Annotated in this window: 21 protein-coding genes; 6 read left to right on the top strand and 15 right to left on the bottom strand. The window is 65.0% G+C overall.

Features of this window, described 5'->3' with window-relative positions; all coding sequences use genetic code 11:
* The first annotated feature begins 50 nt into the window (after positions 1–50).
* Entirely contained in the window at positions 51–434 is a 384-nt protein-coding gene (locus tag RT551_RS04995; RefSeq protein WP_313456115.1) for a GtrA family protein, read from the top strand.
* Between the two features lie 84 nt (positions 435–518).
* A complete protein-coding gene (locus RT551_RS04990) occupies positions 519–1,517 on the top strand; it encodes a glycosyltransferase family 2 protein (RefSeq protein WP_313456113.1) in 999 nt (332 codons plus the stop codon).
* 58 nt (positions 1,518–1,575) lie between these two features.
* Here RT551_RS04990 and RT551_RS04985 read toward each other — a convergent pair whose 3' ends face one another.
* The 9 genes from RT551_RS04985 to RT551_RS04945 form a co-directional block, all read right to left on the bottom strand.
* Entirely contained in the window at positions 1,576–1,998 is a 423-nt protein-coding gene (locus tag RT551_RS04985) for a F0F1 ATP synthase subunit epsilon (RefSeq protein ID WP_313456111.1), read from the bottom strand.
* Positions 1,999–2,000: 2 nt separating this feature from the next.
* A complete protein-coding gene (gene atpD, locus RT551_RS04980) occupies positions 2,001–3,407 on the bottom strand; it encodes a F0F1 ATP synthase subunit beta (RefSeq protein ID WP_125361402.1) in 1,407 nt (468 codons plus the stop codon).
* A gap of 38 nt (positions 3,408–3,445) precedes the next feature.
* Positions 3,446–4,309 (bottom strand): F0F1 ATP synthase subunit gamma, encoded by an 864-nt coding sequence (gene atpG / locus RT551_RS04975; protein ID WP_125361400.1) that lies wholly within the window; start codon positions 4,307–4,309, stop codon positions 3,446–3,448.
* Between the two features lie 71 nt (positions 4,310–4,380).
* Entirely contained in the window at positions 4,381–5,928 is a 1,548-nt protein-coding gene (gene atpA, locus RT551_RS04970; protein WP_313456110.1) for a F0F1 ATP synthase subunit alpha, read from the bottom strand.
* 44 nt (positions 5,929–5,972) lie between these two features.
* Positions 5,973–6,500 (bottom strand): F0F1 ATP synthase subunit delta, encoded by a 528-nt coding sequence (locus RT551_RS04965; protein ID WP_313456108.1) that lies wholly within the window; start codon positions 6,498–6,500, stop codon positions 5,973–5,975.
* Between the two features lie 3 nt (positions 6,501–6,503).
* Entirely contained in the window at positions 6,504–6,974 is a 471-nt protein-coding gene (locus RT551_RS04960) for a F0F1 ATP synthase subunit B (protein ID WP_125361394.1), read from the bottom strand.
* Positions 6,975–7,085: 111 nt separating this feature from the next.
* Entirely contained in the window at positions 7,086–7,394 is a 309-nt protein-coding gene (atpE, locus tag RT551_RS04955) for a F0F1 ATP synthase subunit C (RefSeq protein ID WP_311192676.1), read from the bottom strand.
* A 64-nt stretch (positions 7,395–7,458) separates the two neighbouring features.
* Positions 7,459–8,253 carry a F0F1 ATP synthase subunit A gene (gene atpB, locus RT551_RS04950; protein WP_125361390.1) on the bottom strand — a complete coding sequence of 265 codons (795 nt, stop codon included), beginning with the start codon at positions 8,251–8,253 and terminating at the stop codon, positions 7,459–7,461.
* Positions 8,254–8,289: 36 nt separating this feature from the next.
* Entirely contained in the window at positions 8,290–8,658 is a 369-nt protein-coding gene (locus RT551_RS04945) for a hypothetical protein (RefSeq protein WP_311192678.1), read from the bottom strand.
* A gap of 475 nt (positions 8,659–9,133) precedes the next feature.
* Between RT551_RS04945 and RT551_RS04940 the strand changes: the two genes are divergently transcribed.
* Entirely contained in the window at positions 9,134–9,952 is an 819-nt protein-coding gene (locus tag RT551_RS04940) for a hypothetical protein (protein WP_313456104.1), read from the top strand.
* 66 nt (positions 9,953–10,018) lie between these two features.
* Here the strand turns inward: RT551_RS04940 and lpdA are convergent, their stop codons facing one another.
* The 4 genes from lpdA to RT551_RS04920 form a co-directional block, all read right to left on the bottom strand.
* Positions 10,019–11,818, bottom strand: a complete 1,800-nt coding sequence (gene lpdA, locus RT551_RS04935) for a dihydrolipoyl dehydrogenase (protein ID WP_313456103.1) — start codon at positions 11,816–11,818, stop codon at positions 10,019–10,021.
* Between the two features lie 17 nt (positions 11,819–11,835).
* On the bottom strand, positions 11,836–12,477 hold the full coding sequence (locus RT551_RS04930; protein ID WP_313456101.1) for a hypothetical protein: 642 nt from the start codon (positions 12,475–12,477) through the stop codon (positions 11,836–11,838).
* A gap of 26 nt (positions 12,478–12,503) precedes the next feature.
* The gene (aceF, locus tag RT551_RS04925; RefSeq protein WP_313456099.1) at positions 12,504–14,237 is read right to left on the bottom strand and encodes a dihydrolipoyllysine-residue acetyltransferase; all 1,734 of its coding nucleotides are present in this window, start codon (positions 14,235–14,237) and stop codon (positions 12,504–12,506) included.
* A 200-nt stretch (positions 14,238–14,437) separates the two neighbouring features.
* A complete protein-coding gene (locus tag RT551_RS04920) occupies positions 14,438–14,959 on the bottom strand; it encodes a DNA-deoxyinosine glycosylase (RefSeq protein ID WP_313456098.1) in 522 nt (173 codons plus the stop codon).
* A gap of 191 nt (positions 14,960–15,150) precedes the next feature.
* On the opposite strand from RT551_RS04920, the gene RT551_RS04915 reads away from it, so the two are divergent.
* The 3 genes from RT551_RS04915 to glpK all read left to right on the top strand — a co-directional run bounded on the left by RT551_RS04915 (position 15,151) and on the right by glpK (position 19,001).
* The gene (locus tag RT551_RS04915) at positions 15,151–15,783 is read left to right on the top strand and encodes an OmpW family outer membrane protein (protein ID WP_313456097.1); all 633 of its coding nucleotides are present in this window, start codon (positions 15,151–15,153) and stop codon (positions 15,781–15,783) included.
* 127 nt (positions 15,784–15,910) lie between these two features.
* Positions 15,911–17,416: a glycerol-3-phosphate dehydrogenase gene (glpD, locus tag RT551_RS04910; protein ID WP_313456095.1), complete on the top strand. Its 1,506-nt coding sequence runs from the start codon at positions 15,911–15,913 to the stop codon at positions 17,414–17,416.
* Between the two features lie 85 nt (positions 17,417–17,501).
* Positions 17,502–19,001 (top strand): glycerol kinase GlpK, encoded by a 1,500-nt coding sequence (glpK, locus tag RT551_RS04905; RefSeq protein ID WP_313456093.1) that lies wholly within the window; start codon positions 17,502–17,504, stop codon positions 18,999–19,001.
* Here the strand turns inward: glpK and RT551_RS04900 are convergent, their stop codons facing one another.
* The gene (locus RT551_RS04900) at positions 19,002–19,796 is read right to left on the bottom strand and encodes a MetQ/NlpA family ABC transporter substrate-binding protein (RefSeq protein ID WP_313456091.1); all 795 of its coding nucleotides are present in this window, start codon (positions 19,794–19,796) and stop codon (positions 19,002–19,004) included.
* 76 nt (positions 19,797–19,872) lie between these two features.
* Positions 19,873–20,838 carry a YafY family protein gene (locus RT551_RS04895; RefSeq protein ID WP_313456090.1) on the bottom strand — a complete coding sequence of 322 codons (966 nt, stop codon included), beginning with the start codon at positions 20,836–20,838 and terminating at the stop codon, positions 19,873–19,875.
* Between the last annotated feature and the right edge of the window lie 25 nt (positions 20,839–20,863).

The raw sequence follows: 20,863 nt of genomic DNA, 5'->3' as shown, positions 1-20,863 counted from the left end.
TTCTAGAACGCATGCAGTTAACATGCTGCGTTTCCCACCCCGGACCCCATGTGAGCCTGATCCGACAAGGCAGCAGCTACCTGATCATCGGCCTGGTGCAGCTTGGCGTGGATTCGGCGCTGTTTGTCGGTGCCACCGCGCTGGGCATGCCGGTCGCGCCGGCCAACCTGCTGGGACGCCTGTGCGGCATGCTGCTTGGCTTCTGGCTCAACGGCCGGCATACGTTTGCTCAGGACGGGCAACACCGCCTGGGCTGGAAGCGCTTTGGCCGCTTCCTGGCATTGTGGGCGGTGATGACCACGCTGAGCACGGTGCTGGTCAGCGCCGTCGCCGATCAGCTCGGGCTGACCCACGCCTGGCTGGCCAAACCCCTGGTCGAGGGTGGGCTGGCCGCGCTCTCGTTCCTGCTGATGCGCTACGTGGTGTTCCGCTGAATGACGGACGATCGCATGCCCGTGCAATTGCGCTGCCGCGCGCATCGACTAGCATGGTCGCCTGTACCTCCAAGGACCTCGACCATGTCACCTGACGCCGCAGACCCGCCACGGATAGCCGTGGTCATCCCCTGCTATCGGGTGCGCGCGCACGTGCTGCAGGTGATTGCGTCGATCGGACCGGAGGCAGGCTGGATCTTCGCGGTGGACGATGCCTGCCCGGAGCAGAGCGGCGCGTGGATCCGCGCGCACTGCGACGACCCGCGGGTCCAGGTGATCGAACACGGCATCAACCAGGGTGTCGGCGGAGCGACCCTGACCGGCTATCGTCACGCGTTGGACAGCGGTGCCGAAGTGGTGGTGAAGCTGGACGGAGATGGTCAGATGGACCCCGCCCTGCTGCGTCGGTTTGCCAGCCCGTTGTTGTCGGGGCACGCCGATTACGCAAAAGGCAACCGCTTCCATCGCATCGGCTTCCTGCGTGGCATGCCCTGGGTACGCCTTGTCGGCAACGCGGCGCTTTCGTTCCTGACCAAGCTGTCCAGCGGTTACTGGCAGGTGACCGATCCAACCAACGGCTATACCGCCATCCGCTGCGAGGTGATACGCGAGCTGGAACTGGAACGGATTGCGCGGCGGTACTTCTTCGAGTCGGACCTGCTGTATCACCTGAACCAGGTGCGTGCGGTAGTCGCCGATGTGCCGATGCAGGCGCGTTACGAGGACGAAACCAGCAGCCTGAGTCCGGCACGGGTGCTGGCACCTTTCCTGGCCGGGCACCTGCGCAACACGGTGCGCCGCCTTGGATACAGCTACCTGGTTCGTGGCTTCTCACTGGCGAGCGTTGAACTGCTGCTGGGAACGCTGCTGCTGCTGGGTGGCACTGCTTTCGGTGTCTTTCACTGGTGGAGCTCGGCGCACACGGGCATTCCAGCGACCGCAGGCACGGTCATGGCAGCCGCACTGCCGGTGATCATTGGCTTCCAGATGCTGCTGTCCTGGCTCAACTTCGACGTCGCCAGCGAACCGCGGCAACCCGTACATCGGCTGTTGGCGGACGAGCAGGCTTTGCGCGCGCGTTGAGGCGCAGCAAAACGCCGGCACTTGGCCGGCGTCTTGAGGTGCACGGTTGAGCCGGGGCTCAGTGCTTGAGGGTCTTGCGCAGGCGCTCAAGCGCCTGCAGCTGGACCACGGCCTCGGCCAGCTTCTGCTGGGCTTCGGCCACGTCCATGGCTTCGCCACGGTTGGCAAGCATGCGCTCGGCTTCTTCCTTGGCCTTGCGGACCTTGGCTTCGTCGATGTCTTCGGCACGGATGGCGGTGTCAGCCAGCACGGTCACGACCTGCGGCTGCACTTCCAGAATGCCGCCGGAGATGGCGAAGTCCAGCTGCTCGCCATTCGGGGTGGTGACCACGACCTTGCCGGGCTTGAGTCGGGTGATCAGCGGGGCGTGCTTGGGCGCAATGCCCAGCTCGCCCAGCTCACCGGTCGCCACGACCAGGGTCGCTTCGCCACGGAAGATTTCCTGTTCAGCGCTGACGATGTCGCAACGAATGGTGCTCATGATCAGGCCTTCTCAGCCATCTTCTTGGCCTTCTCGACCGCTTCTTCAATGCCGCCGACCATGTAGAACGCCTGCTCCGGCAGGTGGTCGTACTCGCCATCGACGATGGCCTTGAAGCCACGGATGGTGTCCTTCAGCGACACGTACTTGCCCGGCGAGCCGGTGAACACTTCGGCCACGTGGAACGGCTGGCTGAAGAAGCGCTCGATCTTGCGGGCGCGCGACACGGCCTGCTTGTCTTCTTCGGACAGTTCGTCCATGCCCAGGATGGCGATGATGTCCTTCAGTTCCTTGTACTTCTGCAGGGTCTGCTGGACGCGCTGGGCGGTGTCGTAATGCTCGGTGCCGATGACCAGCGGGTCCATCTGGCGGCTGGTGGAGTCCAGCGGATCGACGGCCGGGTAGATACCCAGCGAGGCGATCGAACGCGACAGGGTCACGGTCGAGTCCAGGTGGGCGAAGGTGGTCGCCGGCGACGGGTCGGTCAGGTCGTCCGCGGGCACGTACACGGCCTGGATCGAGGTGATCGAACCATTCTTGGTCGAGGTGATGCGTTCCTGCAGAACGCCCATTTCCTCGGCCAGGGTCGGCTGGTAACCCACCGCCGACGGCATACGACCCAGCAGTGCCGACACTTCGGTACCGGCCAGGGTGTAGCGGTAGATGTTGTCGACGAACAGCAGCACGTCCTTGCCCTTGCCGTTTTCGTCCTTCTCATCGCGGAAGTATTCCGCCATGGTCAGGCCGGTCAGGGCCACGCGCAGACGGTTGCCCGGCGGCTCGTTCATCTGGCCGTACACCATCGCCACCTTGTCGAGGACGTTGGAGTCCTTCATTTCGTGGTAGAAGTCGTTGCCCTCACGGGTACGCTCACCCACGCCGGCGAACACGGACAGACCGCTGTGCGCCTTGGCGATGTTGTTGATCAGTTCCATCATGTTGACGGTCTTGCCGACGCCGGCACCGCCGAACAGGCCGACCTTGCCGCCCTTGGCGAACGGGCACATCAGGTCGATGACCTTGATGCCGGTTTCCAGCAGCTCGGTGGCCGGGGACTGGTCTTCGTACGACGGGGCTTCGCGGTGGATTTCCCAGCTGTCGCTGGCGGCCACCGGGCCGGCTTCGTCGATCGGACGGCCCAGCACGTCCATGATGCGGCCCAGGGTGCCCGGACCGACCGGCACCGAGATGGCGCGGTTGGTGTTGGTGGCAACCAGGTTGCGCTTCAGGCCGTCGGTGGAACCGAGGGCGATGGTACGCACCACGCCGTCACCCAGCTGCTGCTGGACTTCGAGGGTGATTTCGGTGTTGTCGACCTTCAGTGCGTCGTACACCTTCGGCACCGACTCACGCGGGAATTCGACGTCGACGACCGCGCCGATGATCTGAACGATCTTGCCCTGACTCATTGCTGCATCCTCTAATTTAAATGCTTTGACTGTGCGCGTCAGACTGCTGCCGCGCCGCCGACGATTTCGGAAATTTCCTGGGTGATCGCTGCCTGGCGGGCCTTGTTGTAGACCAGCTGCAAGGTTCCGATCAGCTTGTTGGCGTTGTCGCTTGCCGCCTTCATCGCCACCATGCGTGCCGCATGTTCGGAAGCGACGTTCTCCAGCACGGCCTGGTACACCAGCGATTCCACGTAGCGGGTCATCACGTGCTCAAGCACGGTGGCCGCGTCGGGTTCGTACAGGTAGTCCCAGTCATGGTGCGCCACCTGCTTTTCAGCCGGCGGCAGCGGCAGCAGCTGATCGAAGCTGGCCTTCTGCACCATCGTGTTGATGAAGCGGTTGTAGACCAGGTAGACGCGGTCGACCTTGCCTTCGGTGAAGGCGTCGAGCATCACCTTGATCACGCCGATCAGCTGTTCCAGGTGCGGCACGTCACCCATGTGGGTCACGCTGCCGACCATGTTGACCTTGATGCGACGGAAGAAGGTCGATGCCTTCTGGCCGATGGTCACCACGTCGATCTCGGCACCCTTTTCCTGGTACTGGCGGACTTCGCCCAGCATCTTGCGGAACAGGTTGTTGTTCAGGCCACCGGCCAGACCACGGTCGGAGGAGATCACGATGTAGCCGACCCGCTTGACCTCGTCACGCTGGACCAGGAACGGGTGCTGGTAATCGGTGCTGGCCTGGGCCAGGTGACCGATCACCTGCTTCATCGCCTGCGCATACGGACGCGAGGTCTTCATGCGATCCTGCGCCTTGCGGATCTTGGAGGCCGACACCATCTCCAGCGCGCGGGTCACCTTGCGGGTGTTCTGCACGCTCTTGATCTTGGTTTTGATTTCGCGACCGCTTGCCATCTCTTATTCCCGTATCGCGGGGCGGGCCCCGCGGTTGTTCGTCGAAGCGGGGCAAGCCCCGCTCTACGCGCTTACCAGCTGCCGGTGGTCTTGAACTCGGCGATGCCCTTCTTGAAGGCACCTTCGATGTCGTTGTCCCAACCGCCGGTGGCGTTGACCTTGCCGATCAGCTCGCCCTGGGTATTGGCGAAGTGCGCGTGCAGGCCTTCTTCGAAGGCCAGCAGCTTGGCGACCGGCACGTCGTCGAGGTAACCCTCGTTGACGGCGTAGATCGACAGCGCCTGGTTGGCGATCGACATCGGGGCGTACTGCTTCTGCTTCATCAGCTCGGTGACGCGCTGACCGCGTTCCAGCTGCTTGCGGGTGGCTTCGTCCAGGTCCGAGGCGAACTGCGCGAACGCCGCCAGCTCACGGTACTGGGCCAGCGAGATACGGATGCCGCCGGACAGCTTCTTGATGATCTTGGTCTGGGCTGCACCACCGACGCGCGACACCGAGATACCGGCGTTCACGGCCGGGCGGATGCCCGAGTTGAACAGGTCGGTTTCCAGGAAGATCTGGCCGTCGGTGATCGAGATCACGTTGGTCGGCACGAACGCCGAGACGTCGCCGGCCTGGGTTTCGATGATCGGCAGTGCGGTCAGCGAACCGGTCTTGCCCTTCACTTCACCCTTGGTGAACTGCTCGACGTACTCTTCCGAGACGCGGGCCGCACGTTCCAGCAGACGGGAGTGCAGGTAGAAGACGTCGCCCGGGTAGGCTTCACGGCCCGGCGGGCGCTTCAGCAGCAGCGAGATCTGGCGGTAGGCCACGGCCTGCTTGGACAGGTCGTCGTACACGATCAGGGCGTCCTGGCCGCGGTCCATGAAGTACTCACCCATGGTGCAGCCCGAGTAGGCGCTGATGTACTGCATGGCAGCCGATTCGGAGGCGGTTGCAGCGACGACCACGGTGTGGGCCAGCGCGCCGTTTTCTTCCAGCTTGCGCACGATGTTGGCGACGGTCGAAGCCTTCTGGCCGATCGCGACGTACACGCACTTGATGCCGGTGTTCTTCTGGTTGATCACCGCGTCGATGGCCAGGGCGGTCTTGCCGGTCTGGCGGTCACCGATGACCAGCTCGCGCTGGCCGCGGCCGATCGGAATCATGGCGTCGACGGACTTGTAACCGGTCTGCACCGGCTCGTCGACCGACTTGCGCCAGATCACGCCCGGAGCCACGCGCTCCACCGGCGCGGTCAGCTGGGCCGCGATCGGGCCCTTGCCGTCGATCGGCTCACCGAGCGCGTTCACGACGCGACCCAGCATTTCCGGGCCGACCGGCACTTCCAGGATGCGGCCGGTGGTCTTGGCCACGTCGCCTTCGCGCAGGTGCTCGTAGCTGCCCAGGACCACGGCGCCGACCGAGTCGCGCTCCAGGTTCAGGGCCAGGGCGAAGGTGTTGTTCGGCAGTTCGATCATTTCGCCCTGCATCACGTCGGCCAGACCGAAGATGCGCACGATGCCGTCGGACACGCTGGTCACGGTGCCTTCGTTGCGCGATTCCGCGGCCAGCTTGACCTTCTCGATGCGGTTCTTGATCAGTTCGCTGATTTCGGAGGGGTTGAGCGTGGTTGCCATCGTCAAGTCCTAGTGCCGGCGGTCAGGCCGGACGTTAAATGAATTCAGTTAGCGAGCGCGGTCTGCAGGCGCGACAGCTTGCCCTTGAGCGAGCCATCGATCACCACGTCGCCGGCGTCGATCACGGCACCGCCGATCAGCGAGGCGTCGACCGCCGTGGTGACGTCCACCTCACGGCCGAAGCGCTTGCGCAGCGCGGCCTTGATGGCGTCCAGTTCAGCGGAGGACAGCTCGGCGGCCGAGGTCACAGTGGCCTTGACCACGTGTTCGGCTTCGGCGCGAAGCTGGTCGTACATGCCAGCGATTTCCGGCAGCAGCGGCAGACGGTGCGCCTCAGCCAGCAGGCTCAGGAAGCGACCGAAGGTTTCGCTGGCCGAGGCCGGAGCGAGCAGCGCGACGGCATCGTCGCGGCCCAGTTCCGGGTTCGACAGCAGGGCCGACACGCGCGGATCGGCGGCCACGTGGGCGGAGAACGCAAGTGCGTCCGACCACGGCGCGAACGTGCCTTCGTCGCGCGCGGTCGCGAACGCGGCGCGGGCATACGGGCGTGCAAGCGTGAGGGCCTGGCTCATCGTTTAGATCTCCGAGGCCAGCTCGTCGAGCAGCGCCTTGTGGGCGTTGGCGTCGATTTCGCGCTTGAGCAGCTTTTCAGCGCCGGTCACGGCCAGAGCGGACACCTGCTTGCGCAGATCTTCGCGGGCACGGTTGGCAGCAGCATCAATCTCGGCCTGGGCCAGTTCTTTCTGGCGGGTGGCTTCGACGATGGCTTCGTTCTTGGCGGCTTCAACGATCTGGTTGGCGCGCGCGTGGGCCTGATCGATGATCTCGTTGGCCTTGGTGCGGGCGTCCTTCAGTGCTTCGTTGACCTTTTCCTGTGCCTGGGCCAGATCCTTCTGGCTGCGGTCAGCAGCGGCGAGGCCTTCAGCGATTTTCTGCTGGCGCTCTTCGATGGCATTCATCAGCGGCGGCCAGATCTTGGTCGCGATGATCCAGATCAGACCGGCGAACGCCAGTGCCTGGGCAACGAGGGTAAAACCGATTTCCATGGGGTTCGCTCAATCTGGGGTGACGGGGTGGATGCGCCACCAAAGCGGCGCATCCGGTCCTTCATCCGCGAGCGGGTGCCGTGTGGCACCCGTTCGTTTCAATCCGCTGGATCAGCCGGCCAGAGCCTTGGTGACGGCTTCGGCGAAGACCGAGCTCAGCGGGTTGGCGAAGGCCAGCAGCAGGCCGACGGCGACCGAGATGATGAACGCGGCGTCGATCAGGCCGGCGGTGATGAACATACGGACCTGCAGCACCGGGATCAGTTCCGGCTGGCGGGCGGCCGACTCCAGGAACTTACCGGCCATGATGGCCAGGCCCAGACCGGCACCCAGCGCGGCCAGGCCGATCATGATGCCGACGGCGAGGGCGGTGGAGCTCTGAATCTGCGCGAAGTTGGTCAGGACGGCGGCAAAGTACATGGTTATCTCCTGGAACTAATTAGTAGCTAAGGGTAATGAAACGGATGAAGGGTGAAGCGAAAACTCAGTGAGCGTCTTCCGACAGGCTCAGGTACACGATGGACAGCATCATGAAGATGAACGCCTGCAGCGGAATCACCAGCAGGTGGAACAGCATCCAGCCCAGGCCGAATGCACCGCCGGCGATGGCACCGACGATACCTGCACTGCCCAGCACCCAGATCAGCAGGAAGACGATTTCGCCGCCGAACATGTTGCCGAACAGTCGCATCGCCAGCGAAATCGGCTTGCTCAGCCATTCGACGATGTTGAGGATCAGGTTGAACGGCATCATCCACTTGCCGAACGGCGCGGTCAGGAATTCCTTGGTGAAACCACCAAAGCCCTTGGCGCGCAGCGAGAAGAACAGCATCAGGAAGAACACGCTGATCGACATGCCCAGGGTGGCATTCACGTCAGCGGTGGGCACCGGCTTCCAGTACGGGATGCCCAGGGCTTCCAGCGGCAGCGCGATGAAATCGGCTGGAATCATCTTGACGAGGTTCATCAAGAGGATCCAGAAGAAGATGGTGATGGCGATCGGGGTCACCAGCTTGCTGGTGCCGTGGTAGGTGTCCTTGGCCTGACGGTCAACGAACTCCAGGCAGATTTCCACGAACGCCTGCCACTTGCCCGGCACGCCGGCGGTGGCCTTGCGGGTGGCCAGCCAGAAGCCGAACACCATCAACAGACCCAGCGCGACCGAGGTCACGATGGTGTCCACGTGGATCGCCCAGAAACCGCCTTCCTGCATGTGGAAGGTCAGGTTGTGCAGGTGATGTTGGATGTAGGAGGTGGGTGTAAGCGCCTCGCCTGCCATGTGTCCGGAACCTTGAGTTAAATAAATAAAGAGGGATCAGAGCCTGGCCATTGCCAGGGCCTGGAACATCAGTCCAACGGCGACTCCGGCCAGCAGCGCCAATGCAGGCAGCTTGAAGACCACGAAACACACCGCCAGGACACCAAAAACCAATACCAGCTTCACCACCATGCCCAGGATCAGGCGCAGCAGCGCCGAACCGGCCGCCTGCACACCGCCCGTGAGCGCCATCCGCGCCGCGATCGAGCCACCAATGGCGATCGCAACACCCGGGGCCAGCGCTCCAAGCGCGGCTTTCGGGCCTGCCAGCAGCAGGAAGATCAGCGCCAGGACAGCCACTGCGGCCAGCGGGTAGACCGCAGCGCGCAGCATCAGTCGCCGACCCGCATCAACGGAGTTCAGCACACGAAGTCCTGCATGTTTGTGAGAAGGATGACCGGGACCAGAACAAGTGCCCCGTCGAGCCGCCAAATTATAGCAACGGGACAATTTGCGAGACAACCGCCCCCTGTTCATCCCGGAAGGCCGCAAGTTGCTGCATCGCCACAGTTTTTGGGGCCTCTGGCGGGCCAATCCCGTCATCCGGTGACGCTTCCGATGCCGCATCGCAGCATATTGAACTTTGGTCGCAGGCGGCGGTCTGTTCAATCGGCCTGTCGCTTCATCCTCGTCGACGCCCTGTTGCAGGCCACATGGGTGGCCCCGAAGCTCTCTCCGGGGCCACCCTTTTGTCAAAGATGCCAAAACGCGGACCCGGTCACATCCCGGCCGCCCGCGACTGAACGGTACACGCCCCGTCCACCATACGTTCACGAATGGTGGACGTCGTCGCAGCGCACAGTGATTCCACTTCTTCGAATCACTTCAAGGATCCTTCCTCATGCGCCTGTCGCTCTCGTTGCTCGCCCTTCCCCTCGCCCTGGCCACGCTGGCACATGCCGGCACTGCGCATGCCGCTGAAGGCGATGACCGTTTCGCGCTGCGCCTGGGTGCGATGAACATCGACTCGGACAACACGATCCGCGGCAGCACCACCATCGCCGGACAGGACCTGAGCTTCTCGGAAGACTTCAAGCTGGGCGGCAAGGAATGGGAGCCGCGCGTGGACGGCCTGTTCCGGATCAGCGACCGTCAGCGCCTGATCTTCAACTACTTCAAGTACGACAAGGACCGCCGTGAAACGCTGGATGAAGGCATCAGCTTCGGTGATGAGAGCGTGCCAGCCGGCAGCTTCATCAAGGGCGAACTGAAGTACCAGGTGGCCAGCCTGGTGTACGACTACTCGGTGGTCGACACCGACACCTTCGATCTGGGCCTGCAGCTGGGTGCTGAGTACGCCAAGGTCAGCACCAAGGGATACGCCTCGGTGGGCACGCTGTATGAAGGCCAGTTCCTGGATGAAAGCACGGACGGTGTGGCACCGGTGGTGGGCGCACGCTTCACCATCACCCCGTCGGAGAAGTGGATGATCACCGCGCAGGGCCAGTACCTGAATACCGACTGGGGCAACTTCGATGACTACGAAGGTGACCTCACCCGTGCCAACGTGATCGTCGACTACCGCATGACCAAGAACTTCGGCCTGTTTGCCGGCTACGACTGGTTCCGTCTGGACGTGGACCAGAAGGGCAGCGACGGCATCATTGGCCTGAAGCAGGAGTTCAAGGGCCCGGTGGCGGGTATCAGCGTGATGTTCTGATCGCGCGTGAAGAGCAGCCGGGCAAGCCCGGCTCTACGAAAAAGCCCGGCTTTCGCCGGGCTTTTTTTACTTCTTCTTCGGAATGTACAGGTCGGTGATGGTGCCGTCGTAGATCTCCGCCGACATTGCCACCGACTCGCTCAGGGTCGGATGCGCATGGATGGTGTGGCCGATGTCTTCTGCTTCCGCACCCATTTCAATCGCCAGGCCGATTTCCGCCAGCAGGTCACCGGCATGCACGCCGACAATGGCACCACCGATGATGCGGTGGGTTTCTTCGTCGAAGATCAGCTTGGTGAAGCCCTCGGTGCGCCCGATGCCGATCGCGCGACCGCTGGCCGCCCACGGGAACTTGGCCACGCCGACCTTCAGGCCCTTGGCCTTGGCTTCGGTTTCGGTCACGCCGACCCAGGCGATTTCCGGGTTGGTGTAGGCCACCGACGGAATCACGCGGGCCACCCACTCCTTCTTCTCGCCCGCCGCCACTTCCGCGGCCAGCTTGCCCTCGTGCGTGGCCTTGTGGGCCAGCATCGGGTTGCCGACGATGTCGCCGATGGCAAAGATGTGCGGCACGTTGGTGCGCATCTGGCGGTCAACCGGAATGAAGCCACGTTCGGTGACCTGCACACCAGCGGTTTCAGCAGCGATCTTCTTGCCGTTCGGCGAGCGGCCCACGGCCACCAGCACGCGGTCGAAGGTGCCCTGCGCCAGCGCCGGGGTTTCGCCTTCAGCAGCGGCTTCGAAGGTCACGGTGATGCCCTTCTTGTCGGCGCTCACGCCGGCTGCCTTGGTCTTCAGGTGCACTTCGATGCCCTGCTTCTTCAGGCGGTCGGCCAGCGGCTTGACCAGATCCTTGTCGGCACCCGGCATCAGCTGGTCCATGAACTCGACCACGGTGACCCTGCTGCCCAGCGCGGCATACACGGTGGCCATTTCCAGGCCGATGATGCCGCCGCCGACGACCAGCAGCGAACCCGGCACTTCGGCCAGTTCCAGCGCGTCGGTGGAATCCATCACGCGCGGGTCGTCCCACGGGAAGTTCGGCAGCTTCACCGCCTGCGAACCGGCGGCGATGATGCATTGTTCAAAACGCAGCAGCTGGGTCTTGCCGTCGTCGCCGACGATCTCCAGCTCGTTGGCCGACACGAAGGTGGCCACGCCCTGCACGGTGCGCACCTTGCGCTGCTTGGCCATGCCGGCCAGGCCCTTGGTCAGCTGGGTGACCACCTTTTCCTTGTAGCCGCGCAGCTTGTCCAGGGTAATGGTCGGCTTGCCGAACTCAACGCCGAAGTCACCCGCGTGGGCCACTTCGTCGATGACGGCGGCCGCGTGCAGCAGCGCCTTGGACGGAATGCAGCCGACGTTGAGGCAGACGCCGCCGAGGCTGGCGTAGCGCTCGATCAGCACGGTGTCCACGCCCAGGTCGGCCGAGCGGAATGCAGCGGTGTAGCCGCCCGGGCCTGCGCCCAGCACCACCATCTTGCACTCGATATCAGCCGGCTTGCCCGACGACAGCGCCGGCTTCGGCGCGGCCGGTTCGGCGGGAGCGCGATGCGACGGAGTCACCGGCGGCTTGCTGGCCGGCGCGGCGGCCTTCGGCGCTTCGGCGGCCGGAGCCGCGGCAGCGCCTTCGGCTTCCAGCACCACCACCACGTCGCCTTCAGACAGGGTGTCGCCCAGCTTGACCTTCAGTTCCTTGACCACGCCGGCGGCCGAGGACGGCACTTCCAGGGTGGCCTTGTCCGATTCCAGCGTGACCAGGCCCTGGTCCTTCTTTACCGTGTCGCCCACGGCAACCAGCAGCTCGATGACCGGCACGTCGCTGTAATCGCCGATGTCGGGAACCTTGATTTCAATAGTGGCCATTCGTCTTCTCCTGGTGCTCAGCCGGCCTTGCCGGCGAGCAGTTCCTGCAGTTCGTCGAGCGACTCGTCCAGATCATTCCAGCGACGGTCGAGCTTCTTTTCCTTGGTGTCGCTGGCTTCGATCAGCAGCGCCACCTGTTTCATCATCAGCTTGCCGGCCCCGCACTCCCAGGGCGAACCGCTGTAGCGCTCGCCGTCCACCTGGAACGACAGCACATCGCCTTCGCTGACCGGAGCCTTGCGCTCGGCGGGCACGGCCGAGTCCAGCGCAGAACGCCAGCTGCGGACCAGGCGCTGCGCCAGCGCGGCCGGGATGCTGACCTGGTACTGGTCCGGCTCCTGGTCCACGCGCAGTTCCAGGCCGCCGCTGCGGGCGCTGTTGTTCCAGTTGTAGACGCGCTTGTCGGCCTTGCTGTAACGCAGGGTCCATTCCTGGTCCTGGGTGCCGGGCAGCAGCACCACGCCGGTTTCCACGCCACTCTTGGGCAGGGTCACCAGCGACAGCATCGGCTGGGCCTGGCCGGTGAACAGCGTTTCCACGGCTTCGCCATAGTTGCTCACCGCCGGCGGCCAGCCATGGCCGAGATCGGTGGTGCATGCCGCCGAAGCGCCAGGGGCAACCACCAGACCCAGCAGCATCACCATGTAGAGCCGGGCCATGCCCGGCTGCACAACCCGCCGGAGCCTCACAGCAGCACGCGCCGCATGTCGGCCAGCACCTGCGACAGGTAGGTGGTGAAGCGTGCGGCCAGCGCGCCGTCAATGACGCGGTGGTCGTAGCTCAGCGACAGCGGCAGCATCAGCTTGGGTTCGAATTCCTTGCCGTTCCAGACCGGCTGGATCGACGACTTGGACACGCCCAGGATGGCCACTTCCGGCGCATTCACGATCGGGGTGAACGCGGTGCCGCCAATGCCACCCAGCGAGCTGATCGAGAAGCAGCCGCCGCTCATGTCGGCCGGACCCAGCTTGCCGTCGCGCGCCTTCTTGGCCAGTTCGCCGGTTTCCTGCGCGATCTGCACCACGCCCTTCTTGTCGACGTCGCGGATCACCGGCACGACCAGGCCGTTCGGGGTGTCGGCAGCGAAGCCGATGTTGAAGTACTTCTTCAGGGTGAGGTTCTCGCCGGCCGCATCGAGCGAGGCGTTGAACTCGGGGAACTTCTTCAGGGCCGCGGCACTGGCCTTGATCAGGAAGGCGAGCATGGTCAGCTTGATGCCGGCCTTCTCGTTTTCCTTGTTCAGGGCCACGCGCAGGGCTTCCAGGTCGCTGATGTCGGCCTGTTCGAACTGGGTGACGTGCGGAATCATGGCCCAGTTGCGGGCCAGGTTGGCACCGGAAATCTTCTTGATGCGCGACAGCGGCTGGGTTTCGACTTCACCGAACTTGCTGAAGTCGACCTTCGGCCACGGCAGCAGGTTGAGGCCACCGCCGGCCGCCACCGGGCCGGCACCGGTGGCCGCGCCACCGCTGGTCAGCACCGACTTGACGAACTTCTGCACGTCGGACTTGGTGATGCGACCGCCCTTTTCCGTGCCGGTCAGCTGGTTCAGGTCGACGCCCAGTTCGCGCGCGAACACACGCACCGCCGGGGTGGCGTACGGCACCTTGGAGGGCAGCACGCTGTCGGCATTGAACTGCACCGGCGGGGTGGCGGGCGCGCCGGCCGACGGGGCGGCGGCGATCTCGCGCGCGGCCAGCTTGTCCGGCTGGGCCGGAACGGCCACCGGCTCGACCTTGGTGGCGGTTTCGGCAGCGGCCGGCGCAGCAGCCGCTGCGGCCTGGGTCGGAGCCGGCGCAGCAGCGCCTTCGGCTTCGATGATGGCCACGACCTTGCCCTGCGACAGGGTGTCGCCGACCTTGACCTTGATTTCCTTGACCACGCCGGCAACCGACGACGGCACTTCCATCGTGGCCTTGTCCGACTCCAGGGTCACCAGGCCCTGGTCCTTCTTGACCGTGTCGCCAACGGCAACCAGCACTTCGATCACCGGAATGTCGGTGTAATCGCCGATATCCGGCACGGTGGCTTCCACCGGTCCTGCCGAGGCAGCCGGGGCAGCGGCCGGAGCCGGAGCGGCGGCGGGTGCAGCCTGGGTCGCCGGGGCCGGGGCGGCAGCCGCAGCGGCCTTGGCCGGCGCGGGGGCTGCGGGAGCCGGGGCCGGCGCAGCTTCGCCTTCGGCCACTTCGATCAGCGCCACGACCTTGCCCTCGGACAGGGTGTCGCCGACCTTGACCTTGATCTCCTTGACCACGCCGGCAACCGACGACGGCACTTCCATCGTGGCCTTGTCCGACTCCAGGGTCACCAGGCCCTGATCCTTCTTGACGGTATCACCAACGGCGACGAGCACCTCGATTACCGGGATATCGCTGTAGTCACCGATATCGGGGACAAGTGCTTCCTTGATTTCGGCCATGGGGATAACTCCGGCAATCTGGTGTAGGGAATCGCCTATTGTGGGGGCAGGAGGCGTCAGCGCCAACTAGATGCGGCAATTTTCAACGCCGCTGTCCCGGGACAGGCTGTTGCAGGTGCCGCCCCTCATGGCCTTTGCCCGGAAATCGGCGGCGCTGCGGATTTTCCAGTCGGTACCGTATTGTCCCGTGCCCAGCGCGGCTACTGCGCCAAGGCGGCCGCCACCGGTTGCCAGGCGGCGGTCAACCGCTGCAGCGACCAGCCGGCATTGGCTGGGCTGGTGGAGGGCAGCGACCACACCGGCAGCGCGGCGGCACGGGGGTCCTGCAATGGCTGCACGTGCCGGCTCCACGACGCGAACGCGGTGCCGCCGTTGCAGGCGATGCCGCGCAGCTGGGGCAACTGTCGGATCAGCGCCGGCAGTGGATTGACCACCTCGCTGCCGCGCACGATGTCCGCATCCAGGCTGCCGCGGCGGTCGCACTGACCGATCACGTCCCAGAGGCCGATCCCGTGTTCGCGCAGCGATTGCAGCCGCTGCAGGTAGGGCAACGTGGGATCCAGCCCACTCAGGGCCGCCATCAGCGGCCAGAAGCGATTGCGTGGATGCGCGTAATACTGCGCTGCCTGCAGCGAGGCCACACCGGGCATGGAACCGAGCACCAGCACGCGGCACTGCGTGTCGGTCTGCGCAGGCAATCCGATGCAGCGGGTGGTTTCCATCACATCTTCTCCAGCTGCGTGAACGTCACTGCAGGCGCCAACGCGCGCCACAGCACGGGCTGCGAACTGCTCGCTGAACAATCACAACTATTTTTTAACGTGCGTCGGATTCGATTCATGTTGCGGGGAATACGTTTGCCTCACCCCGAAACACGGGGCCAAGAACAGAAAATACCTGAGGAGATTCCCCCATGCGCTCCATCCGCACTCTGACTCTGGCTACGCTGACTGCCCTCGCCTTCGCCCCGGCCGCATTCGCGCAGGATTCCACCGCTGACGACACCGCTTCGGGCAAGCATTTTGCCGTGGTGGGCGGCGTGTCGCTGCTGCAGCCGAAGAATGATCCGATTGACGGCATCAAGAAGGTCGATGGTGGCCCGGCTCCGACCGTGAGCTTCAGCTACTACATCAACGACAACTGGGCGGTGGAGATGTGGGGTGCCGCCGACAAGTTCGATCACCGCGTGCGCGGCAATGCCGGCAACCTGGGCACCGTCGAGCAGCAGCCGATCGCACTGAGTGGCCAGTATCACTTCGGCCAGGCTGACAACGTGTTCCGTCCGTTCGTCGGCGTGGGTTACTACGAATCCAACTTCAGCAACGAGAATCTGGCCAGCGATGTCGGCCACGTCGGCCTGGAAACCGCCAAGGGCGCGATCGGTACCGTCGGTGTGGACATGAACATCAACAGCACCTGGTTCGCCCGCGCCGATGCGCGCTACATGCACGCGCGTCCTGACCTGACCGTCAACGGCCGCAGCACCGGCGAAGAAGCCAAGCTGGACCCGTGGACCGTGGGCTTCGGTATCGGTGCCCGCTTCTGATCCAACGCACCTGCGCACACAACGGGCTCCTTCGGGAGCCCGTTGTCGTCTGGGCGGTCTTCATTTGTCCTTGCCTCAGCGCCCCGCATAGTGACTGCAACGACCCCACCGCACCGGGGAGGTGCCGATGGAAGACATGCTGGACCTGCTGGTGGTGGGGGGAGGCATCAACGGGGCGGGCATTGCCCGCGACGCGGCTGGACGGGGCTGGTCTGTATGCCTGTGCGAACAGGACGACCTGGCCGCACATACGTCCAGCGCCAGCACCAAGCTGATTCATGGCGGGCTGCGCTATCTGCAGTACGGACAGTTCGCGCTGGTGCGCAAAGCGCTGCGCGAACGCGACGTGGTGCACCGGCTGGCCCCGCATCTGGTCACCCCGACGTCGTTCATCGTGCCGCAGGCATCGCCGGGACGACCGGCGTGGATGGTGCGCGCCGGGCTATGGCTTTATGACCATCTGGCCGACGCAGGCCCGGCGTTCCCGCACGCGCGGCGACTGGATCTGCGGCGCGACCCGCGCGGCGCGGTGCTGCGGGAGCCCTTGCGCACCGCCTTCAGCTATAGCGATGCGCGCGTCGATGACGCACGGCTGGTGCTGTTGAACGCGCTGGACGCGCAGGAACGCGGCGCGCAGATCCGCACCCGCACCCGCTGCGAACAGCTGATCCGCCATCGAGACCATTGGTATGCGGTACTTCGACAACAGGACGGCCAGATGATCCGGCTGCGCGCCCGCGCCGTCGCCAATGCCACCGGCCCATGGGCCGGCAATCTGATCGAGCGCGCTGGCATGGATGCACCGATCGGCCTGCGTCTGGTCCAGGGCAGCCACATCGTGGTGCCACGCCTGTACGACCATGACAGCGCCTACCTGCTGCAGCAGCCGGACAAGCGCGTGGTGTTCGTGCTGCCTTTTGAGGACGACTACAGCCTGATCGGCACCACGGACGTCGACTATGACGGCGATCCGGCCGAGGTTCGCACCAGCGCGGACGACGTGGACTACCTGTGCGCCGCCGTCAGCCGATGGCTGCGCAGGCCGGTGACGCCTGCGCAGGTGATCTGGCAGTTCAGCGGCGTGCGTCCGCTGCTGGCCGACCATCACCAGGACGCCGCGGCGGTCACCCGCGATTACCGGTTGCAGCTGGATGCCCAGCAGGCCCCCATCCTCAACGTGCTGGGAGGCAAGCTCACCACGTTCCGGGTGCTGGGCGAGGAAGCGGTGAACCAGTTGGCCACGGCGCTGGGCCGCACTGAGCCGGCGTGGACCGCGCAGGGTGCGGTGCTGCCGGGGGGTGAGGACGGTGACTTCAGCACGGTGCTGGCCGCGCTGCAGTCGCGTTACCCGCAGCTGCCGGCTGCGCTGCTGCGCGGGTTGGCGCACCGGCATGGCAGCCGTGCAGTAAGCGTGCTGGGCGAGGCGCAGCGCGTTGATGCGCTGGGTACGCATTTTGGGGCGCAGCTATACCAGCGCGAGGTGGACCATATGGTGGCGCATGAGTGGGTATGCGAGGCGGATGATCTGCTGTGGCGGCGTAGTCATCTGGGGTTGAAGCTGGATGGCGTGCAGCAGGCGGCGCTGGCCGATTACATTGGTGGCCGGACGAAACGGATCGTTGACCCATCGTGAGGGCCGGCCAACGGCCGGCGCTACCGACCACGACCGACCAACCCTCCGGTAGCGCCGGCCGTTGGCCGGCCCACGAGAACCTGGAATGAACCCGAACTACATCCTCGCCATCGACCAGGGCACCACCAGCTCCCGCGCGATTCTGTTTGATCGCGCCGGCCACATCGTGGGCAGCGCGCAACGCGAGTTCACCCAGATCTTCCCGCAACCGGGCTGGGTGGAACACGACCCGCGCGAGATCCTGACCAGCGTCTACACCACGATCACCGAACTGCTCAACCGCGAGCAGATCGATGCCCGCCAGATCGCCGCGATCGGCATCACCAACCAGCGCGAAACGACCGTGGTGTGGGACAAGACCACCGGCCAGCCGATCCACAACGCGCTGGTCTGGCAGTCACGGCAGAGCCACGCGATCTGCGAACAGCTCAAGGCAGACGGCCATGAAGCGCTGATCCGCGAGCGCACCGGCCTGCTGGTGGACGCCTACTTCTCTGCCACCAAGATCCGCTGGATCCTCGACCACGTGGACGGTGCCCAGGCGCGCGCCGAGCGTGGCGAACTGCTGTTCGGCACCATCGACAGCTGGCTGGTGTGGAACCTCACCGGCGGCGCGGCGCATGTGACCGACATCAGCAACGCCGCGCGCACCCTGCTCTTCAACATCCACACCCGGCAATGGGACCCGGAATTGCTGGCACTGCTGGACATTCCGGCAGCGTTGCTGCCGGAGGTGCGCAGCTGCAGCGAGGTGTATGGCACCACGCGTGCGCAGTTCTTCTTCGACCAGCACATTCCCATCGCCGGCATGGCGGGCGACCAGCAGGCGGCACTGTTCGGCCAGGCCTGCTTTGCCCCGGGCATGGCCAAGAACACCTATGGCACCGGCTGTTTCATGCTGATGAACACCGGCGCGCAGGCGGTGACCTCACGCAACGGCCTGCTGACCACGGTGGCCTGGGAGGTGGACGGCCAGGTCGAGTACGCACTGGAAGGGTCGATCTTCGTCGCCGGGTCGGTGGTGCAGTGGCTGCGCGATGGCCTGCGCCTGTTCTCCCGTTCCAGCGAATGCGAGGCGTACGCCGAGCGCGTGCCCGATACCGGTGGCGTGTACATGGTGCCCGCGTTTGTCGGGCTGGGCGCGCCCTACTGGCGCAGCGATGTGCGCGGGGCGATGTTCGGCCTGAGCCGGGGCACCACCCGCGAGCACTTCATTCGCGCGGCGGTGGAGTCGATGGCCTATCAGACCCGTGACGTGCTGGCGGCCATGCAGGCCGATGCCGGGATTGAACTGACTGAGCTGCGCGCTGATGGCGGGGCCATGGCCAACGACTTCATGGCCCAGTTCCAGAGCGACCTGCTGGGGGTGCCGGTGCTGCGGCCGCAGGTGGCCGAAACCACCGCCCTCGGCGCGGCCTACCTGGCCGGGCTGGCGGTGGGTTTCTGGGAAAGCCGCGACGAGATCGCGCGGCAGTGGGCGGTAGACCGCCGCTTCATTCCGAAGATGGAGGCCAGCCGGCGTGAAGCGATGTATGCCGGCTGGCAGCAGGCGGTGGAAGCCACCATGGGGTTCCGGGTGCCGTGATCAGAACGCCGGCAACACCGCGCCCTTGTATTTTTCCTGGATGAAGGCCTTCACTTCCGGGCCGGTCAGGGCCTTGGCCAGCTTCTGCACGCGGGCATCGTCCTTGTTGTCCGGGCGCGCGACCAGGAAGTTCACGTAGGGCGAATCCTTGCTTTCAATCGCCAGCGCGTCCTGGGTGGGGTTGAGCCCGGCATCCAGCGCGTAGTTGGTGTTGATCAGGGCCAGGTCGACCTGGTCCAGCACGCGCGGCAGCATCGCCGAATCCAGCTCGCGGAACTTCAGCTGCTTGGGGTTGGCGGTGATGTCGCGCTGGGTGGCCAGGGCGTTGGTCGGGTCCTTCAGGGTGATCACGCCAGCCTTGTGCAGCAGGATCAGCGCGCGGCTGTTGTTGCTGGGGTCGTTGGGAATGACCACGTCCGCGCCGGTGGGCAGTTCATCCAGCGACTTGATGCGGCGCGAGTACGCACCGAACGGTTCGATGTGCACGCCGGTGACGGTGACCAGATCGGTCTTGCGGTCGCGGTTGTAGGCATCCAGGTAGGGTTCGGTCTGGAAGTAGTTCACATCCACCTGCTTCTGCACCAGCTGGTCGTTGGGCTGCACGTAGTCGTTGAACACACGCACATCCAGTTCCACGCCTTCCTTCTCGAGGATCGGCTTGACCACCTGCAGGATCTCGGCGTGCGGCACGGCGGTGGCGGCCACCACCAGCTTCTGGGAATCGGCGGAGGGCTTGCCGCAGGCGGCCAGGGCCAGAGTGGCAGCCAGCAGCGGGAGCAACAGGGTCTTTTTCATGGGGGAGGGTCCGAGGGGGCCAATAGCCGTCAACCTTACCGCACGCACCGCCCCGTGCGGTATCAGGTCCCCATGATCATTCGTAATTGCTCAGCGCCAGCTCCAGCAGCGCCTTGGCCTGCTCGCGCAGTACCGCCGGCTCGATGATCTCGGCGTCCGAACCATAGTGCAGCACGTCCATCAGCAGTTCGCGCGACACGCTGTAGGGCACCTTCAGCTCGTAGCGGCCATCCGGCAGGAAGCGCCCCTGCTGGCGCGAATGCCAGTGCTCATCGGCCACCCAGCGCGCGGCCTTGGCGCTGAACAGAATGGTGGCCCAGCCCTTCGGCGGGCCCGAGAAGATGCCGTAGCTGGCCCCCAACTGCTCTTCAACCTCGCTGTCATCCACGTCGCGGGCGGCGGTGTCGACCACCCGCGCCTTGTAGATGCGGTCCACGGCGAAGCTGCGCAGGCCCTCGCGGCCATGGTCCCAGGCATCCAGGTACCAGTTGTCGCGGTAGTGCGTCATGCGCTGCGGCGACACCGTGCGCTTGGTCGCTTCGTCGGTGGAACGGGCGCGGTATTCAAAGGCCAGCTGCTTGCGCTCCAGCACCGCCGAAGCGACGGCGCGGAAGCTGGCTTCATCGAACTTGCGGCCACGGTGCGGAATCACCCGGACCCGGTCGACCGGCCAGCTGGAAACGCCGGCCTGGGCCGCCAGCAGGCCTTCAATGCGCTGCTGCAGCGGGGCCAGCACCGACGAGAGCACGCCGCCGCCGGTCCGTGACAGCAGGTGCTGCGAGGCCAGCAGGGCATACAGTTCTTCCGAACTGAGCCACAGACCCGGCAGCTCGAACCGGTCGCTTTCGTCTTCCTGGTAGCGGAAACCGGCTTCGCCATCGCCTTCCACCGGGGCCATCAGCGCATCGCGCAGGAAGGCCAGGTCGCGATAGACGGTGGCGCGGGAACACTCCAGTTTTTCCTGCAGGGTACCGACCGTCACCGGGTAGCGGGCGGACTTGAGCAGACGATGCAGGGCGTTGATGCGTTCATATCGGTCCATGCCCCTGATTATGTCCGAGTCGCCG

Source organism: Stenotrophomonas sp. (assembly GCF_032103445.1).
Classification (GTDB): Bacteria; Pseudomonadota; Gammaproteobacteria; order Xanthomonadales; family Xanthomonadaceae; genus Stenotrophomonas.
Note: the sequence above shows the minus strand (reverse complement) of the source record. Positions and strands in the feature narration are given on the sequence as shown.

What these genes read in the sequence shown, in the direction of transcription:
- RT551_RS04990 (WP_313456113.1), top strand. Translation starts at nt 519, where the DNA reads ATGTCACCTGACGCCGCAGACCCGCCACGGATAGCCGTGGTCATCCCC.
- RT551_RS04985 (WP_313456111.1), bottom strand. Translation starts at nt 1,998, where the DNA reads ATGAGCACCATTCGTTGCGACATCGTCAGCGCTGAACAGGAAATCTTC.
- atpD (WP_125361402.1), bottom strand. Translation starts at nt 3,407, where the DNA reads ATGAGTCAGGGCAAGATCGTTCAGATCATCGGCGCGGTCGTCGACGTC.
- atpG (WP_125361400.1), bottom strand. Translation starts at nt 4,309, where the DNA reads ATGGCAAGCGGTCGCGAAATCAAAACCAAGATCAAGAGCGTGCAGAAC.
- atpA (WP_313456110.1), bottom strand. Translation starts at nt 5,928, where the DNA reads ATGGCAACCACGCTCAACCCCTCCGAAATCAGCGAACTGATCAAGAAC.
- RT551_RS04965 (WP_313456108.1), bottom strand. Translation starts at nt 6,500, where the DNA reads ATGAGCCAGGCCCTCACGCTTGCACGCCCGTATGCCCGCGCCGCGTTC.
- RT551_RS04960 (WP_125361394.1), bottom strand. Translation starts at nt 6,974, where the DNA reads ATGGAAATCGGTTTTACCCTCGTTGCCCAGGCACTGGCGTTCGCCGGT.
- atpE (WP_311192676.1), bottom strand. Translation starts at nt 7,394, where the DNA reads ATGTACTTTGCCGCCGTCCTGACCAACTTCGCGCAGATTCAGAGCTCC.
- atpB (WP_125361390.1), bottom strand. Translation starts at nt 8,253, where the DNA reads ATGGCAGGCGAGGCGCTTACACCCACCTCCTACATCCAACATCACCTG.
- RT551_RS04940 (WP_313456104.1), top strand. Translation starts at nt 9,134, where the DNA reads ATGCGCCTGTCGCTCTCGTTGCTCGCCCTTCCCCTCGCCCTGGCCACG.
- lpdA (WP_313456103.1), bottom strand. Translation starts at nt 11,818, where the DNA reads ATGGCCACTATTGAAATCAAGGTTCCCGACATCGGCGATTACAGCGAC.
- RT551_RS04930 (WP_313456101.1), bottom strand. Translation starts at nt 12,477, where the DNA reads ATGGCCCGGCTCTACATGGTGATGCTGCTGGGTCTGGTGGTTGCCCCT.
- aceF (WP_313456099.1), bottom strand. Translation starts at nt 14,237, where the DNA reads ATGGCCGAAATCAAGGAAGCACTTGTCCCCGATATCGGTGACTACAGC.
- RT551_RS04920 (WP_313456098.1), bottom strand. Translation starts at nt 14,959, where the DNA reads ATGGAAACCACCCGCTGCATCGGATTGCCTGCGCAGACCGACACGCAG.
- RT551_RS04915 (WP_313456097.1), top strand. Translation starts at nt 15,151, where the DNA reads ATGCGCTCCATCCGCACTCTGACTCTGGCTACGCTGACTGCCCTCGCC.
- glpD (WP_313456095.1), top strand. Translation starts at nt 15,911, where the DNA reads ATGGAAGACATGCTGGACCTGCTGGTGGTGGGGGGAGGCATCAACGGG.
- glpK (WP_313456093.1), top strand. Translation starts at nt 17,502, where the DNA reads ATGAACCCGAACTACATCCTCGCCATCGACCAGGGCACCACCAGCTCC.
- RT551_RS04900 (WP_313456091.1), bottom strand. Translation starts at nt 19,796, where the DNA reads ATGAAAAAGACCCTGTTGCTCCCGCTGCTGGCTGCCACTCTGGCCCTG.
- RT551_RS04895 (WP_313456090.1), bottom strand. Translation starts at nt 20,838, where the DNA reads ATGGACCGATATGAACGCATCAACGCCCTGCATCGTCTGCTCAAGTCC.